At 55.2% G+C, this 16,147-nt stretch carries 14 protein-coding genes; 6 read left to right on the forward strand and 8 right to left on the reverse strand.

Annotation, left to right across the window (positions count from 1 at the left end; all coding sequences use genetic code 11):
* Positions 1-7: 7 nt before the first annotated feature.
* From ACT3RW_RS03310 to ACT3RW_RS03320, 3 genes are all read right to left on the reverse strand, one after another.
* Entirely contained in the window at positions 8-1,606 is a 1,599-nt protein-coding gene (locus ACT3RW_RS03310; RefSeq protein ID WP_444612809.1) for a carboxyltransferase domain-containing protein, read from the reverse strand.
* Positions 1,603-2,361 carry a LamB/YcsF family protein gene (locus ACT3RW_RS03315; protein ID WP_444612810.1) on the reverse strand — a complete coding sequence of 253 codons (759 nt, stop codon included), beginning with the start codon at positions 2,359-2,361 and terminating at the stop codon, positions 1,603-1,605. Before ACT3RW_RS03315 ends, ACT3RW_RS03310 begins: the two co-directional genes overlap by 4 nt.
* A 174-nt stretch (positions 2,362-2,535) precedes the next feature.
* Positions 2,536-4,002 (reverse strand): DHA2 family efflux MFS transporter permease subunit, encoded by a 1,467-nt coding sequence (locus tag ACT3RW_RS03320; protein WP_444612811.1) that lies wholly within the window; start codon positions 4,000-4,002, stop codon positions 2,536-2,538.
* Between the two features lie 145 nt (positions 4,003-4,147).
* On the opposite strand from ACT3RW_RS03320, the gene ACT3RW_RS03325 reads away from it, so the two are divergent.
* On the forward strand, positions 4,148-4,747 hold the full coding sequence (locus ACT3RW_RS03325; protein ID WP_444612812.1) for a TetR/AcrR family transcriptional regulator: 600 nt from the start codon (positions 4,148-4,150) through the stop codon (positions 4,745-4,747).
* 221 nt (positions 4,748-4,968) lie between these two features.
* Positions 4,969-7,191, forward strand: a complete 2,223-nt coding sequence (locus ACT3RW_RS03330) for an NADP-dependent isocitrate dehydrogenase (RefSeq protein WP_444612813.1) — start codon at positions 4,969-4,971, stop codon at positions 7,189-7,191.
* Between the two features lie 123 nt (positions 7,192-7,314).
* On the opposite strand, the gene ACT3RW_RS03335 is transcribed toward ACT3RW_RS03330, so the two are convergent.
* Complete coding sequence (locus ACT3RW_RS03335; protein ID WP_444612814.1) at positions 7,315-7,680, reverse strand: hypothetical protein; 366 nt, start codon at positions 7,678-7,680, stop codon at positions 7,315-7,317.
* 714 nt (positions 7,681-8,394) lie between these two features.
* Between ACT3RW_RS03335 and ACT3RW_RS03340 the strand changes: the two genes are divergently transcribed.
* Positions 8,395-9,423, forward strand: coding sequence for an RNase H family protein (locus ACT3RW_RS03340; RefSeq protein ID WP_444612815.1), 1,029 nt, complete (start codon positions 8,395-8,397; stop codon positions 9,421-9,423).
* Positions 9,424-9,453: 30 nt separating this feature from the next.
* Here the strand turns inward: ACT3RW_RS03340 and ACT3RW_RS03345 are convergent, their stop codons facing one another.
* On the reverse strand, positions 9,454-10,986 hold the full coding sequence (locus ACT3RW_RS03345) for a deoxyguanosinetriphosphate triphosphohydrolase family protein (protein ID WP_444612816.1): 1,533 nt from the start codon (positions 10,984-10,986) through the stop codon (positions 9,454-9,456).
* 40 nt (positions 10,987-11,026) lie between these two features.
* Entirely contained in the window at positions 11,027-11,962 is a 936-nt protein-coding gene (locus ACT3RW_RS03350) for a 2-hydroxyacid dehydrogenase (protein ID WP_444612817.1), read from the reverse strand.
* A 129-nt stretch (positions 11,963-12,091) separates the two neighbouring features.
* Here ACT3RW_RS03350 and ACT3RW_RS03355 point away from each other — a divergent pair, with 129 nt between their 5' ends.
* The 3 genes from ACT3RW_RS03355 (at position 12,092) to ACT3RW_RS03365 (ending at position 14,501) form a co-directional block, all read left to right on the forward strand.
* The gene (locus ACT3RW_RS03355) at positions 12,092-12,286 is read left to right on the forward strand and encodes a hypothetical protein (protein ID WP_131090241.1); all 195 of its coding nucleotides are present in this window, start codon (positions 12,092-12,094) and stop codon (positions 12,284-12,286) included.
* 389 nt (positions 12,287-12,675) lie between these two features.
* A complete protein-coding gene (locus tag ACT3RW_RS03360) occupies positions 12,676-13,134 on the forward strand; it encodes a hypothetical protein (protein ID WP_444612818.1) in 459 nt (152 codons plus the stop codon).
* 215 nt (positions 13,135-13,349) lie between these two features.
* Positions 13,350-14,501, forward strand: a complete 1,152-nt coding sequence (locus tag ACT3RW_RS03365; RefSeq protein ID WP_444612819.1) for a hypothetical protein — start codon at positions 13,350-13,352, stop codon at positions 14,499-14,501.
* A 66-nt stretch (positions 14,502-14,567) separates the two neighbouring features.
* Here the strand turns inward: ACT3RW_RS03365 and ACT3RW_RS03370 are convergent, their stop codons facing one another.
* Entirely contained in the window at positions 14,568-15,116 is a 549-nt protein-coding gene (locus ACT3RW_RS03370; protein ID WP_131090238.1) for a flavin reductase family protein, read from the reverse strand.
* The gene (locus tag ACT3RW_RS03375) at positions 15,103-16,143 is read right to left on the reverse strand and encodes a methionine synthase (protein WP_131090237.1); all 1,041 of its coding nucleotides are present in this window, start codon (positions 16,141-16,143) and stop codon (positions 15,103-15,105) included. The genes ACT3RW_RS03370 and ACT3RW_RS03375 overlap by 14 nt, the downstream gene beginning before the upstream one ends.
* Positions 16,144-16,147 lie beyond the last annotated feature (4 nt).

Raw genomic sequence — 16,147 nt, forward strand, 5'->3', positions numbered from 1 at the left:
CTAAAATTTAGCGGGCCAGCGTAGTGGCGGGGGACTGGAGGACAAAACGAAGCTTGCTTCCCGGGGGGAGCTGTGCGGCAGCACTGAGATCTTCGTCGATAACAGTGGCGATCACTGGGTAACCACCGGTGACCGGATGATCAGCGAGGAATAACACCGGTAGCCCCGAGGGCGGGACCTGTAGGGAGCCACGAGCTACACCCTCGCTGGCTAGTTCGCCAGTTCTGATGCGTTGTAGCGGTCGTTCTTCGGTAGAGAGCCTGATGCCCACCCGGTTGGTCTCGCTGGTGACCTCCCAAATCTGGTCAGCGAGTTGAGTCAAACCGGCAGGGCCGAACCACTCTGTGCGTGGGCCTGCGATGACCCGGAGTTGATACAGGCCCTGATCATCAGCAACCGGCAGCGTGCTGGGTTGCGGATTGCCGACAATATGCCCGATGGCCGGCCTTTTCACTGGAATCGCTGTTCCTGCTGCCAGTGGCTCAGGGCCAACACCAGAGAGCGTATCGGTAGACAGCGACCCGAGCGTCGGCTCTATCTCGATTTCACCTCGAACGGCCAAATAGCTGCGTAGTCCGGAACCCGCAGGTTCTACGTCCAAGCGCTCGCCGTGCAACAAGGCAAAGGGAGCGTCGCTGACTACCTGGCGCCGGTTTCGAATTGGGTCGTCAGCAGCTGGGGTGATCCACAGCGATGCCTGAGCTCCGCAGTGCGCCATAACTTGGTCTTCAGATGCTTCAACGGAGATTCGACTGCCGAGATTTTCAATCACTGCTTGATCCGGGTGGTTCCCGACCAACCTATTGGCCTGGCGGAAAGCTATAGGATCTGCCGCGCCAGCGACGCCAACACCTAAGTTGCCGAAGCCGAGACGTCCCGCATCTTGTAAAAGGGACTGCAATCCGGAATCAATGATTCTAAGACCACAGACGCGGGAGGTTTCTGCTGTCGCTTCCGTTACCGTTCTCTGTTCACGGACAGATAACTTTTCATTGGTAGGAACGAATTGGACCGTGTCCTGAGGTCGGATGAGCGCCGGATTATCGCGTTGCAGGTCCCACATCTGCAGATCGGTGTGTCCGATCAATTGCCAACCACCGGGGGACTGGCGAGGATAAACGGCCGAGTATTCGCCAGCTAGTGCCACAGCGCCAGCTGGCACTTTGGTGCGTGGGGTGTCTCTGCGGGGCACGTTTAATAGTTGATTTTCACCGAGTAGGTAGGCGAAACCGGGAGCAAAGCCACCAAACACCGCGCGCCACTTTTGGTTGCTGTGGGCATCGATCACCGCGTCAACGCTTAGGCCGGTCAGTTCGGCGACCGCCGCTAGATCTTCGCCGTCGTAGTGGACTGGAACTTCCACAAGTTTGCCTGCGGTGCGAGCTGTTGAAGCAATTTCAAGTTCCGGCAACGCTGCCAAGGCGCGTTCCGCATTCTGCCAAGAGTCGAACTTCAACAGCACTGTCTGAGCGGCAGCAAGCAGGTCGCGTTGCCCCGGGAGGGGGGAATCCTCCAAAGTTGCGTTGAGAGCCAAGACGGCGTCGAGCGAGTCGAGGTCGACGAGCAGATCGTGGGATCCTGCCCGATGAATGGCACGGATGCTCACGCAAAGCTCCGAATCTGTACGCCAGAGTGTTCTAGTCCTTCACGCACGGCCCGGGCCATGGCCACTGCTCCTGCGGTATCGCCGTGAAGGCAGATGCTTTCGGCAGGCATCTTTATGGTGCTTCCATCGACCGCAACGATGGTCCCTTCGGTGGCTAGTCGGACCATGTTTGCTGTGACTTCTTGGGGATCATGCAACACGGCATTAGCTTCGCGCCTGGAAACCAAGGTGCCGTCCGGGGTGTAGTTACGGTCGGCAAAAGCTTCGGCTACTCCACGTAGGCCAGCTGCCTCGGCCTTTTGCAGGGCAACGGATCCGGGCAGTAGCAAGACAGGAAGGTCGGTGCCAAAAGCTTTGATTGCATCGATAACGGCTTGGGCATGAACCTCGTGGTGCACGATGGTGTTGTAAAGAGCGCCGTGGGGTTTGACGTACTTGATTTCAGCACCTGCACTGCGGGCTAATGCCTGCAGTGCTCCGAGCTGATAAAGGACGTCGTCGGCTAGTTCGGTGGCTGAGCAGTCCAAGAAACGTCGGCCAAAGCCAGCTAGATCCCGATAGCCAACGTGGGCACCGATGGTGACGTTGGCGCTGACGGCATCACGACAAGTTTGTGCAATGGTGCTGGGGTCTCCCGCGTGGAATCCGCAGGCAATGTTTGCCGACGAAACTGAGGTGAAGATCGCGGCGTCATCACCCATAGTCCAGTTGCCGAAAGATTCGCCTACGTCAGAATTCAGGTCTATGAATGGCATTGTGATCCCCGTCTCGTGAGCATGTCTTGATAAAAGGATGCCCTACTTTCGATAATTGTTCAACAATCTAAGCGGAAGTTTCTTGAGCGGTTTCGATTGCACGCGACAAAGCCCCGAGGCAAACAGTGCGAACTGATCTCGACTCGGGGCCTTGTGGGGTGGAGCTGTTGCTAACTAGTGGCCGGTGCTTTGTTGATTGCCTTTGATCAGCAATGCGAAGACAATGCTGAGGGTTGCCAGGATGGCCCCGACGATAAACGAGACGTGGGCACCTGCGAACAACCCGGAGGTAACTTCGGTACCACTGGTAATTTTTGCCTTTGATACCACTGACATGATGGTGACAAAAATGGTGGTTCCGATGGCGCCGGCCAGTTGCTGAGCAGTGTTAAAGATTGCTGAGCCGTGGCCGAAGAGTCGTGGGTTCAACGATGACATGGCCGAGGACATCAACCCTGTCATCAGCAATGCCAGGCCGATGGAGAAGATGATGTGGGTAAGAGTGAACATCAACAGTTCAGTCTCCGCATTAATCGTGGTGTAGAGCCACTGACCTGCGGCCAGCATGATGGCGCCTGGGATCAGCACTGGACGTGGGCCGTGCTTGTCGTAGATGCGACCAAAAATTGGTGAAACGATGATCTGAGCGACTCCGCCAGGCAAGAGCATCATGCCAATCTTCAGCGAGTCGATGCCCCGACCGGACTCCAGCAATATTGGGATGATCATCAAGGAGCCGAGCAACGTACCAAAGGCAATCATGATCATCACGATGGCGAATGTGAATTCACGCGACTTGAAGGCCGAAAGATTTAGTAGTTCACGACCTTCGCGGGTGAGTGAAATCTGTCGTTTGATGAAAAGGGCAAGCGAAACAACGCCAATCGCAAAGCTGACGATAGTCAAGGCTGGGTTGCTTGCGGCATGTTCAATACTGGAAATTCCATAAACCAAGAATCCAAATGCCAGTGCGGAGAGTGCCACGGAGGCCGCGTCAACCTTGATCTTGTTGGTATTACTTGGAACCTTGAAGAAGGTGATGCCCAGTACTAGTACCACTGCAGCGATTGGAAGCATCAGGGCAAAAACGTAATGCCAGCTCAGGGCGTGGACAATTGCCCCAGAAACTGTTGGGCCGATTGCCGGACCCACGCCAATAACGATGGAGTTTAGACCCATGATGGTCCCGCGCTTTTGAACCGGCACCAACGTTAGTGTGGTGGTCATCAGCAATGGCAGGATGATCGCCGTTCCTAGTGCCTGAATGATCCGAGCCAGGAGCAAGAAGGCGAAGCTAGGCGCAATAACGGCTATGCCGGTGCCTGCCAAGAAGCTGACGATGGCAAACATGAACAACGAGCGGTGCTCGAAGCGTTGGAGCAGGAATCCGGTAGTTGGAATTACTACGGACATGGTCAACAGGAATCCTGTTGTCAGCCACTGCCCGGTCGCGGCAGTGATATTCATATCCGACATGATTCCCGGCAGAGCCACTGTCAAGACAGTTTCATTCAAGATCATCATGAATGCTGCCAGCGCCAATGCGGCGATGATGCCGGTGAGCTGCTTGGTGCTCAATTGTGCTTTAGGCGCCTGCGGTGGCGACACTGCGGCTTCTGTTTCTGTACGTTCCGAGGTCAATTTTTCTCTTTCGTCGAATTCCCAACTTCCAAATAGTGTCATAGAGTGACAGAATTTCGTAAGGAAAACTGTCATAGTGTGACAGGAAACTACTTTTGCCCGGAGTCGTGAGACGATCACTAGGTGCTCGGGTATGGAGGAAAGCATGGGGATTCGTGATCAACGCAAGGCTGAAACTTCGCGCAAGATTCAGGCTGCGGCTTTGGATCTCGTAGAGGAGCTAGGGTTGGAAGCTACGACGGTTGCGCGCATTGCACAACGGGTGGGCATCTCTTCGCGCACATTCTTCCGCTATTTTGATTCAAAAGAGTCGGCCATAGTTCCCGGGCAAGGGGAGCTGGTGAATGCTCTGACCGACCTAGAAATCGCCCACGGCACCTCTGCTTCGCACATCTTTCAGTCGCTACTTCAAGTTTGTCGCGAACATTTTTCTACTGAGATTGAACAGCATGAGTTCCGCAGGGTGAGCCGTCTGATGCTCGCCGATCCCAAATTGTTGTTGATCGCCACTCAGCGAGAACAGGAACTCGTGGTGGAGCTGACCCAGTCCTTGACCGCGCGAGAATTGGTAACGCCCATGCAAGCGTCGCTGACATCTGAGGTAGTGGCTTCGACGTGGCGTGTTGCTTGGCAGTGCTTTACCCAAGCAGAAAAAGCTGGAACTAGCGCAGTGCCATCGGAATTCTTTGAACAGGCAGTCAAAGAATTGATGCAAATTTCCTCTGCAGGACCGTCGGACTCCTAAAGCTGTAGGGCGAACCGCATTGAGTTATGCGAGATTAACTTAAATGTGACAAACCGCTCCGGTGCTATTCATCCCGGCATTTCGGGGCAGGATTGATGTTCCGATGAAGGTTTCGCAGATTGTGAAAGTGTGGTGAACTCCAAAATCGGGTAGATTTGGAACGTTGAGTTCAGGGCGGTTAACACCGCTTCCGCACGACGTTCAGGGAGACGCCACACCTTATGGCAAAGATTATTTACACCCACACCGACGAAGCGCCAATGTTGGCGACTCACTCGTTCCTACCAATCGTTGAAGCCTTCGCTTCGACTGCAGGTGTGGAACTTGAGACCCGCGACATCTCGCTGGCCGGTCGCATCATCGCTACCTTCCCTGACTATGTCACCGAAGAGCAGCGCATCGGCGATGCTTTGGCAGAACTTGGCGATCTAGCCAAGTCCCCAGAAGCAAACATCATCAAGCTGCCAAACATCTCAGCTTCGATCCCACAGCTCAAGGCTGTCATTGCAGAGTTGCAGGCCGCCGGATACGCATTGCCTGACTACCCGGACAACCCATCTTCGGATGAAGAGACCGATGTCCGCGCGCGGTACGACAAGATCAAGGGTTCGGCTGTGAACCCAGTGCTGCGTGAAGGTAACTCCGACCGCCGCGCTCCACTGAGCGTAAAAAACTACGCTCGCAAGTACCCACACTCCATGGGTGCATGGACCGCTGATTCAAAGACCAATGTCGCCACCATGGGTGCTGACGATTTTGCGTCGAATGAGAAGTCCATCGTTATTGATGCGGACAAGAAGATCTCGATCCGCTTTGTTGGCGAAGATGGCGAAGTAAAGGTTCTGAAGAAGCCTTTCGACGTGCTCAAGGACGAAGTCATCGACGGCACCGTCATGCACGTATCTGCACTCTCGGAATTCCTGAAGAACTCCGTGGCACGCGCCAAGGAAGAGGGTGTGCTGTTCTCCGCTCACCTGAAGGCCACCATGATGAAGGTCTCTGACCCAATCATCTTCGGCCACGTTGTGAAGGCTTACTTCTCCGAACTGTTCGACACCTACGGCGACGAGCTGGCAGCGGCCGGTTTGAACCCTAACAACGGTCTGGCAGCTATTCTCGGTGGCCTAGATGAACTCTCTGACGACGTTCGCGCCGGCGTGGAGAAGCTGATCGCTAAGGGCTTGGAAGAAGGCCCAGCAGTTGCCATGGTCGATTCCGACAAGGGCATCACCAACCTGCACGTCCCATCGGACGTCATCGTTGACGCTTCCATGCCAGCAATGATCCGCCTGGGCGGCAAGATGTGGGATGCCAAGGGCAACACCGCAGACACCCTGGCTGTTCTTCCGGATTCCTCCTACGCAGGCATCTACCAGGTTGTTATCGATGACTGCCGTGCCAACGGTGCTTACGATCCAACCACCATGGGAACCGTGCCAAACGTTGGTCTGATGGCTCAGAAGGCCGAAGAATACGGTTCCCACGACAAGACTTTCGAAATCGCTGGCAATGGTCATGTACAGATCGTTGACGAGAACGACGCAGTGCTCATCGAGCACCAGGTCTTCACCGGTGACATCTGGCGTGCATGCCAGGCCAAGGACGTTGCAATCCGTGACTGGGTAAAGCTGGCCGTGAACCGTGCTCGTGCATCCCAGACTCCTGCAGTGTTCTGGCTTGATGAGAAGCGCGCACACGATGCCGTGCTGATCACCAAGGTCAACGAATACCTGAAGGAACTGGACACCGATGGCCTGACCATCGAAATCCTGTCCCCGGTTGACGCCACCAAGTACACCATCGATCGCATTCGCAAGGGCGAAGACACCATCTCGGTGACCGGTAACGTACTGCGCGACTACCTGACCGACCTGTTCCCGATCCTGGAACTGGGCACCTCGGCCAAGATGCTCTCGATCGTTCCGCTGCTGGCTGGCGGCGGACTGTTCGAGACCGGTGCCGGTGGTTCGGCTCCAAAGCACGTCCAGCAGCTGGTGAACGAAAACCACCTGCGCTGGGATTCCCTGGGCGAGTTCATGGCCCTGGGTGCTTCCTTCGAGCACCTGGCGGTCAACAACGACAACGCTCGCGCCCAGGTGCTGGCAGACACCTTGGATGCCGCAACCGGCACCTTCCTGCTGGAAGACAAGTCGCCTAAGCGCAAGGTTGGCGAGTTGGATAACCGCGGCAGCCACTTCTACCTGGCCAAGTTCTGGGCAGAAGAATTGGCCAAGCAGGACAAGGACGCTCAGCTTGCTGAAGCCTTCTCCGCAGTAGCCAAGGCACTGGACGAGAACGAGGAAGCTATTGTTTCCGAGCTCGCCGAGGTTCAGGGCAAGGCTGTTGACCTGGGCGGCTACTACCGTCCGGACGAAGCTAAGACCGCAGCAGTTATGCGCCCAAGCGCAACGCTGAACAAGGCTCTGGAACTGCTGACCAAGTAGTCACCAAAGTTAGCTAGTTTGAGGCGTCACCTGCGGGTGGCGCTTCAAACTTTTAAGTAATACATCAAAAAGTTTCTAGTGTTCACGTTATTTCGCGGCGCGACTCTTCCTCGTCGGGGCTTCCTACTCTTTTGGGCGCTGCGCTATACCCAGCTGCGCAGACGTCAACCCATCGGTTTGTTCACGCTCGGAGGGCTCGGCGCCTTGAACGTGCTGATGATGCGCAGGCGGTTCAGAAGCAACGGACTCCAGTTCACCTAGTAGGGCGGGTACGTCTTCTGCCGTGACCTCTTCAAAAACCAGGTGACCTACTTCCGCATAGAGCTCAGGGAAGAAATAGTGCCCGGCACTCACTCGATCCATGAGCCACACATCGCGGTAGCTGTTGTAGGTATAGAGCTCTTCAGATCGCTCGTTCAACACGTGCAGGCCCAAGCTATCAGCTGGGTCGGAATAGTCGCTGTGAAATTGGCTCTTGAAGAATCTCATTGTCTCGCCTTGCTCAAGTCGGATCGGGCCCTATACCAACAGTAGCTAGTGGCAGTTCGATAGGCCTGTTCAAGGGCATTCGCCACCAACACTTTGGTGAACTGTCCTAAGTCAGACTTCTTGCGAGTCGACTTCGTGGCGCCTGGCAAGGTGATGGCGCTTATCAAACGAAGGAAAGCGAATCAACAGTGCGCATGTAAAACGCTCATTTCCTGAGTGTAAAAACTTTCTCATTTTGTATAAATCACTTTTGCTTTGAATCCAATGATAATAGTGTCGTAATTGTCAGGAAGAGAATCTGTGACTGGCTGAAAGAAACTACGCAACGAAATCGATTGAAGTATTTTTGATGTTGAGCAATCTCCTTGTGTCCCTGTCCGAGCTGATCCATAGCCTGGGCCTCTAGAACTTTAGACCGCTGCTGTTGAGTAGACAGTATTGACCGTTACTCGTGCAGGGGTAACGGTCAATATTTTTTGCGCAATTAGAGGCGCACCTGACTAGAGGCGATAAGAATACAGTCCGATTCTTCCGGCGCATTACAGTGGGACCTCACGTGGTGAAAGTCGGTACAACGAGGGTCGGTGCTGGAATTGTTGGATTCACTAATTGCTTTTATGGCCAAAGAAACAGGATATTTAACGCGTCAGAAACCAAAGTGTCGGTGAATGGCAGTAGGATCATTTTCAAGTCATTTAGGCGCTAGGAGGAATGGTGACTACTCATTTCCCAGGATCTCGGATATCCATAGTTTTAGATGCTGATGGGGTGCGGAGATTTGCTACCGAGGCGCGCCAAACACAACCCACCAGAATTCTTGCCGTTGTAGAGCGCTCCGCATTTACGCGTGACGCAACAGGGCAAAAACATGGCTACGTGCCATTTTCTTCGTCGATAATGTCGCATGGACATCTGGCTCAACGCAGTCAGAGGGGCCTGCACTTCGATTTCGCCGTCACGCTGTGTGATTCCATCCATCGTCCGGTCATCACCCTGACCGGAACTTGTGGCAGCGGCGAGTTAGATGTGGCGATTCTCGATGTCATCGCGGAGTTTACTGGCAGTAGCCGTATTGCTTGTTCCGGTGCGATAGACATTCTCATCTCGAATCGTGACGGACTCGGTCATCAAGAGCTAGCGTCGAACCCAGTTTTTTGCCTGAATCCTGCATGGTTATTCGGCCTCAATATGGAACTTGCAAATCACGTGAACACGCAGGCCCTGGCTGCTACCCGGCAGGCCTATCAATCACGGTCTTCGGTCATTGCTTATACCGACGGTTCGCTTCCTCATCATGGACAAGATCGAGGTGCCGGAGCCATGGTCACCATGCAAGGACATTGGGCTTCGCAAGTTACGCCTAAGCGTTTTTCACGTAGTCCGTTGATGGCAGAAACCACGGGGGCATTATTGGCGCTTCGCCACACGCCCGTAGATTCGGACCTCATCATATTCAGCGACTGCAAGGCGTTGGTCAAATCCGTAAATGATGCCGTCAGTGGACTTCAGAGCCAACGGGGCGCTCATGACATCGCGATTGATGTAGCGATGGCGCGTCGCAGGGGAGACACTCGTGCTATTTGGGTGCGTGGGCACAACGGCAATTGCTTTAATGAAGCCGCTGACCGGATGGCTGTACTCATGGCACGACACTTCAACGCAGGAATTAATCCCGAGCAGACCTATTCCTTGATGCAGAAGATTGTTGCGGAGGAACTCTCTGAACTAGCACTAGCCGTGTAGCGCGTGGCTGGGCTGAACCGCGAGGCGCGGTTACAGCCCTCGGCCTGCTTCCCAAAGACTGTCAGAGGTTCCCGTGAGTAGTGAGTTCAACGAGACTGCTTGTGTATCGGTGAATGAAGCAATGTAATCGACGATGGCTCGTGCCTGACCCAACCGTTGAATTTCGTTCGGCCCAGCCTGAGAGAACAGTTCAGGGTTGGTCTCTCGAAGATGACGGTATTCCTCGGTGGTTGCTTCTACCGAATCTAAAAGCCGTCGCGGTGCGCGGCCCGCGTCATCTGGATCATTGAGCCAGGTATTAAATCCTTCTGCCAACGAGCGGATGATCCTAGTCTGACCGCGCTGATACACGGCCAAGTCGGAACGGTCTAGGACGAAACGTGAATGTACAAACTTGAGGACAACAACGTCATGCCAGGCCTCCTCGCTCAGGCGAATATGGCCGCTACGAACAATAGGTGTCCGATCAACCGTCACCGATGCCTGGAGCCTGTCGATCCAGCGGCGCGTAAATGCGGTCACCGCGCGATCTGCTTGCAACCCTCCGTCATAAGGAACGGCTAGAAGTCCATCAACTAAGTCATGGTCCACGCGCCGCACGGAATCACGGAACGCATCAGGATTGGCGATCCAAGGGTCCTTCGCCACAAGGCGTCGCCAAGTTAGCTCCAAGGCGTGCCCTGGTTGGCGCTGATCCAACTCTGCCGTCTTCAGTGTTTTGAGCTCGGCTGAGTGATCCAGCCATGCGCGTAATTCGGCCGAGACGCTCGTGTACTGCAAGATTCCGGCGCGGTAGAAATCATCAAGGTCATGGACCGCGTAAGCGATGTCGTCAGCAATATCCATTACCGAGCATTCCAAGGTCTGCTGATATTGGGCTATTCCAGGAAATACCGAAAGTACATCGGCCATCTCTGCGGCTTCGATATCGTAGGCAGAGTATTTCATCGCCCCAGCAGAGGGGTCTGTGCCGATGCCGCGGGGCAGTAGCTCTGGGGAAATTGGTCCCTTGCTTCGCCATTCATTGCGCGTCCATGGGTACTTCAAAACCGCTGCCCGAACTGCTCGCGTGAGGTTCATTCCGCGTGGAGTGGCTCCGCAACTGTCTAAAGCGGTAAGGATGCGAAAGCTCTGAGCGTTGCCCTCAAAACCGTCCGGCAGGCCCAACATATTACGGGCGACCCGATCGAGTTCTTGCTCGCCAAGATGACCAAAAGGCGGGTGACCTAGGTCGTGTGCTGCGGCCGCCGCCTGTACAACTACAGGGTCACAACCGCCCAAATCGGAGATTAGTCTCCTAGTTGATTCATCTGTTGATCTGAGGTTGATCGCGATGGAACGAGCCACTGCTGAGACTTTGAGCGAATGCGTCAAACGGTTATGCACCAGGGTTCCCGAACCACCCTGCGGAATCACCTGCGTCACCGATGAGAGACGTGAAAAATACGGAGAGAAGCGGATGCGTTCTACATCAACGCGGAACTCATCCTCACCAGCATGATCCTGCTCGGCGATGTCGCGGACTCGTCCGCCGGTCTGATGCGTTTTAACTCTGGTATCCATCGTAGGAACCAGCCTAGGGGATCGGCTGCTCAACGCCGAGTCAATTGATGATTCGGTTGGCGAGTTTTTCACCGTGCGCAAAGGCAATGACCTGATTTACTGCCAGTTCACTGACCAGAGCAATGAACTGGTCGGTGTCTCCGGCCATGTGAGGGGTGATGATGCAATTCGGTGCGCTCCACAGTGCATGATGTGCCGGCAGCGGCTCGGGGTCGGTGACATCCAAGGCCGCATGTAGCCTGCCGGATTGCAGTTCCTGCACCAGCGCTTCGGTGTCGATGAGGGGCCCGCGTCCCACATTGACCAGTAGCGAGCCGTTTTTCATTGCCGAGAGGAATTCGGCATCGATAAGTTGCTTGGTTTCCGGGGTCTGTGGCAGGGCAACAATCACCACATCGGCGGTAGGAAGAATAGCCCAGAGTCGATTGAAGGAATGAACGGGGTAGCCCTGCTCATGGACTCGTTCGGTGCGCGCAATAGAAGTTAGCTCGGCAGGTTTGAAGGGCAGCAACCGCGAGCGGATTTCGCTGCCCACTCCACCAGCACCAAGGAGCACCACCTTTGACCCGTGCAGCGAGCTGGTCCATGTTCTGGTCCACTGGCGCTCGCGCTGCTGCTGGCCGACTCGCGGCAGCTGGCGCAGAGATGCCAGAACCAAAGCAAGGCAGTGTTCGGCGGTGGCGTCTTCCACGGCACCCTTGGAATTTGTTAATGACACTTGTTTCGGAAGATGCTCCAGAACCCACTCGTATCCGATGGAAAGCAGGTGGACATGCTTCAGTCCCTTGATGCGAGAGACTCTTGAACGTAGACGAGGGTTGCTCGGACGTTCGGTGACCAGGACGTCGGCTTCAGGCGCATCGTGCGGATCATCGTCGATGTGCCACAGGATCGGTTCTATGCCGGGAAGCGTCAACTCGTCGACGAGATCCTGCCAGGGGACGAGAACACGAAGGATCAAGGAAATTCCAATCATCGGTGGGTACATGGCTATTGTGTCTGTTCTGTCTGTAGCTGGACAAGTCCGGCGTCAGAAGTGCACTCAATCGTCGAGCGCCGAGCGTATTGGTCTGCGTGGAAATGATCCAGTGGATAGAATCAGGGTATGACTCAAACTTCAGAGCGCAATGGCCGGAAGGTCTCAGCAGGTTCCACCTCGACAATGGTTATCGGATGGACGTTGGTAGTAATCGGCCTAATCGTTTTCGTGCTCGGAGAACCGGCTGGAGGCGGGCTGCTGGTGGTGTCCGGAGCCGTGCTCCATGCCGGCGCGATGGTTGCCGAGTCCAACCGCCGGTAGGCGCCATATCGGTTCGGGACGTAGTTGTGTGCCGAGGTCAAGAACCAGAGAAGCCGGACAAATCGGAACTTGTACGGGACGCCCATTTAAGTCTTGGCGTGCACTTGCCCAGCCTTGGCAGTGGTGCGGACGCGCAGCAGCCCACGAGGTGCATTCTCGGCTAGCTATCTGTAGTTGCAGTAGGCCTTGGCGAATCAAGAAGCGCCGAGCATGGTTCCAGCGAGGCGCGCTTCGATCTATATCCGCACAATGCGGACTTTTCCGTATCGGCGGCCCACGCATGGTGTGAGTTCATGTTGGACACGGTTCAGGACGCCGGGGCGCCGTGGACCAATCTGAACGGTGCATAGTTAGTCCAAAGTGTCGGCGGCACTTCCTATAGTTCAGTTATGACTACAGAAGAGACAACCCTCTGGGTTCAGGCGGCCGCTGTGGTGGTTGCCGTTGGTGCGTCCATTGTTGCGTTGATTGTGTCGGCGTTGGATCGGCGCAACGCCCGATCAATCGCGGCGAAGGACCGCGAACTCGCAGTGAGACAAGCGACGCTCATGTTTGAGCTTGAATCGTTATTGCGCCTTGGACAGCTCCGCCGTCGTGGCGGTCATGTCGACAAGGAAAAGAGCACTGACATGGGTGCCGAAGCGGCGGCACTGGTCGGCGCGCTAGGTGCGGAGCGATTGCCGAAGAATTGGCTAGGCGCCGTTGATCGTGACGATGCAGGGTTGCGCGCGTTCGTGGACGACGAATCGAACGAAGAATGGAAGAGAAAAGCGGTAGAGGTCCAACTGGCGCTAAATGTCGTGACCGCCGAAATACAAGAACTGCTTCGTGGACAAAAAGCCGAATAGACAGTCATTGATTCGGCGATTGCCCCTAGCGATTTGTGAGAAAATTTCATTGTGGTTCTTCAGTTAATGGGCTACGTTAGATTCAATCATCAATCTATCGGCACAGGTCAGCATGTATTTATTTGCAAATTCATGATTCATGATGACGTGAAGGATTACGCCGATTCGCACCCTTTGAAGCAGGATAATTGAAAACTAAATTAGGCGCGGCAGCAATGTCCACTGCACTAATCTCAGGATTGGTGCTTTGTGGCCCGGCAGCAAATGCAGAAGTGGTCACGGACGAGGTCATTTCGAGTCCAGCTGAATCTTCAGCGTCGGTTGACTCTCCGACGGAGCCAGTCGTCGTTACTGTTGCACCAGAATCGCCTGCAGAAGAAGTCATCGAATCAGAAGCGGCCGTCGTTCAGACTGAGTCACAAGCAACTCCAGATGTAGAGGAGCCTGTCGAAACCGCAACGTCAGAACCTGCTATTTCCCCGACACCTGAGCCCTCGGAGACACAAACTGGCCAGCCCGATGAGGCCGCCAAATCTGAGCCTATGGTGGCAGAATCCTCGTCGGCCCCGGAGCCCGAAGCCACAACGGAGGTTACCGCCGAAGCAAGTGAGTCAGCAGAGTCCACGAGCACGCCAACGGACGTTGCAGACCAGGACGAAGACCCTCGCTGGGCCCAAATCGATGCTCTGATGCCTGAGGGCAGCGAGGATTGGGACGAAGCTCAATGGGAAGCTTTCGAGCAAACTGAAGCCGGGCAGGAGATGAACCGTCTTCTTGACGAATTGTTTGCTGAAGATGACATCTGGGACGAAGAATCCGAGCTTTCCGACGAAGAGCTGGCTTTCTGGGAGTCCATTACCGACCTTCTTCCCGAGGAAAGCTTCGACTGGGATGAAGCCCAGTGGGAAGCTTACTTAAGCACCGACCAAGGCCTCGAACTGCTTGACCTGATGCTGCCATTCATCGCCGAAAGTATCGAAAGCGATGAAGACGCCACTGAGTTCCAGGCGTTCCTCGAAGAAGTCTTTGCCCATAATCCCGAACTGCGAGCGTACTACCTTGAATTGTTCTTCGGGATCCAGCCGGAGCAAGAAGACGATGATATCGACGAACCACAAACTGATCAGGAGATGGTTCCATCGGAGAGTGAATCTGCGTCGGCTAGCGCAGAAATCGAGCCTGCCGGTGATGTCAGTGCAGCGCCTTCGGCTAAGAAGCAAGACACAAAGAAGAGCGCCGACTCCGCAACACCAGTACTGGCGAACACTGGCTTTGACGGAGTCACCGCTGGAGTAGCGGGGCTGCTGGTGGCCCTTGCCGGTGCGGTCTTTGTTGCTCTCGGACGTCGAAAGTCGACCAAGCACTAACGCAAAGAGCCATTGGACCAGCTAAAGCTGTTCGGCCGCCGTCTATGAGACGGCGGCCGAAGAGTTTTAACCGTTTAGGCGTGAATTTTCGTTGAGGTGATGCCACGAACGGTTGTGGTAAACCAACGCGTCACCAAGTTCGCCCGGCTGAGCATCACGTTCAATGTGCGCCTGCAGAGCGCGGGCAACAATCACCGTGGAAGTTCCGGCCTGAATCCGTTCAATAACTTCGCAGCGGACCCACGCACGGACGTTGTCAAACACCGTTTCGCCGGTGCTTAAACGTGTCCACGACTGGCTCTGTGCGAAGCGGTCAATGCCGCTGGTTGCACCCAGTTTGGCAACCTCAAGGTCGTGCACATCCAGGCTATGAACGACGATCGTTGCCGCACGAGAAAGAACGTCGGCAGCCGAAGATAACGCCGAGATCGAAAAGACCAATAGCGGTGGATCAACGCTGATTGATGCCACCGAGGTGGCAGTGAGCGCAACGGGCCCGTCGCCAGCATCTGCCGTAATGACGCTGACACCACCCGGGTGTCCGCGGAAGACAGCTTTGAAGTCGTCCGCGGACAGCGAATCGGTAGCGTCGATGGTGACCTTAGACGCTGGCACCGACGAGCTCCTCGCGCAGGATGGACGCTCCGGCGCTCAAAGCGCTGAGCTTTGCCAGCGCAGTGTCGCGAGGGAACGGTGCCATGCCACAGTTGGTGCTCGCAATCAGCTTGTCCGCGTCCACAAATTCCAACGCCTTGCGCAAGGTCTGAGCGACTTCTTCTGGGCTTTCAACGGTTTCGCTGGCCACATCGATGGCGCCGAGCATGACCTTCTTGCCGCGGACCATCTCAACGACTTCAATCGGCACGTTGGAGTGGTGCGATTCCAAAGATACGGTGTTGATGGTTGAGGCCTGCAGTAGTGGGAAGGACTTCTCGTAGTGGCGCCACTGAGCGCCGAGGGTGGCCTTCCAATCATTATTGGCCTTGATGCCGTAACCGAAACAGATGTGAGCGACGGTTTCAGCTTTTAACCCTTCGCATGCGCGCTCCAGCGCTGCAATGCCCCAGTCAGCAACTTCGTCAAAAAAGACGTTGAACGCTGGCTCGTCGAATTGGATGACATCCACTCCAGCGGCTTCGAGTTCCTTGGCTTCCTGATTCAGGATGGTAGCGAACTCCCAGGCCAATTTTTCGCGGCTCTGGTAGTGAGCGTCATACAAGGTGTCCACCATGGTCATTGGGCCAGGCAACGTCCACTTAATCTGCTTGTCAGTGTATGAACGCAGGAACTTTGCATCGTCAACAAATACTGGCTTTTTTCGCTCTACTGCACCAACAACAGTGGGCACGCTTGCGTCGTAGCGGTTGCGGATGCGCACGGTCTCACGCTTTTCAAAGTCAACACCGCTCAGGTGCTCAATGAAGGTTGTGACGAAGTGCTGACGGGTCTGTTCGCCATCGCTAATGATGTCGATGCCACGCTGAGTCTGCTCCAGTACGGCAGCGCGCATGGCATCTTGCTTTCCTTCGCTCAGCTCGGAACCTTGGAGCTTCCAATCGGACCACAGGGTCTCAGGTTGGGCCAGCCATGAAGGCTTGGGGAGGCTGCCGACGATTGAGGTTGGAATTAGCTTTGAAGTCATCGTT

It is taken from the genome of Glutamicibacter sp. AOP5-A2-18, assembly GCF_052446055.1.
GTDB lineage: Bacteria > Actinomycetota > Actinomycetes > Actinomycetales > Micrococcaceae > Glutamicibacter.

Excerpts from the sequence above, each read along its gene's own strand:
- ACT3RW_RS03355 (WP_131090241.1), top strand. The coding sequence starts at position 12,092 with ATGACTCAAACTTCAGAGCGCAATGGCCGGAAGGTCTCAGCAGGTTCC.
- ACT3RW_RS03350 (WP_444612817.1), bottom strand. The coding sequence starts at position 11,962 with ATGATTGGAATTTCCTTGATCCTTCGTGTTCTCGTCCCCTGGCAGGAT.
- ACT3RW_RS03375 (WP_131090237.1), bottom strand. The coding sequence starts at position 16,143 with ATGACTTCAAAGCTAATTCCAACCTCAATCGTCGGCAGCCTCCCCAAG.
- ACT3RW_RS03315 (WP_444612810.1), bottom strand. The coding sequence starts at position 2,361 with ATGCCATTCATAGACCTGAATTCTGACGTAGGCGAATCTTTCGGCAAC.
- ACT3RW_RS03330 (WP_444612813.1), top strand. The coding sequence starts at position 4,969 with ATGGCAAAGATTATTTACACCCACACCGACGAAGCGCCAATGTTGGCG.
- ACT3RW_RS03325 (WP_444612812.1), top strand. The coding sequence starts at position 4,148 with ATGGGGATTCGTGATCAACGCAAGGCTGAAACTTCGCGCAAGATTCAG.
- ACT3RW_RS03335 (WP_444612814.1), bottom strand. The coding sequence starts at position 7,680 with ATGAGATTCTTCAAGAGCCAATTTCACAGCGACTATTCCGACCCAGCT.
- ACT3RW_RS03345 (WP_444612816.1), bottom strand. The coding sequence starts at position 10,986 with ATGGATACCAGAGTTAAAACGCATCAGACCGGCGGACGAGTCCGCGAC.
- ACT3RW_RS03365 (WP_444612819.1), top strand. The coding sequence starts at position 13,350 with ATGTCCACTGCACTAATCTCAGGATTGGTGCTTTGTGGCCCGGCAGCA.
- ACT3RW_RS03360 (WP_444612818.1), top strand. The coding sequence starts at position 12,676 with ATGACTACAGAAGAGACAACCCTCTGGGTTCAGGCGGCCGCTGTGGTG.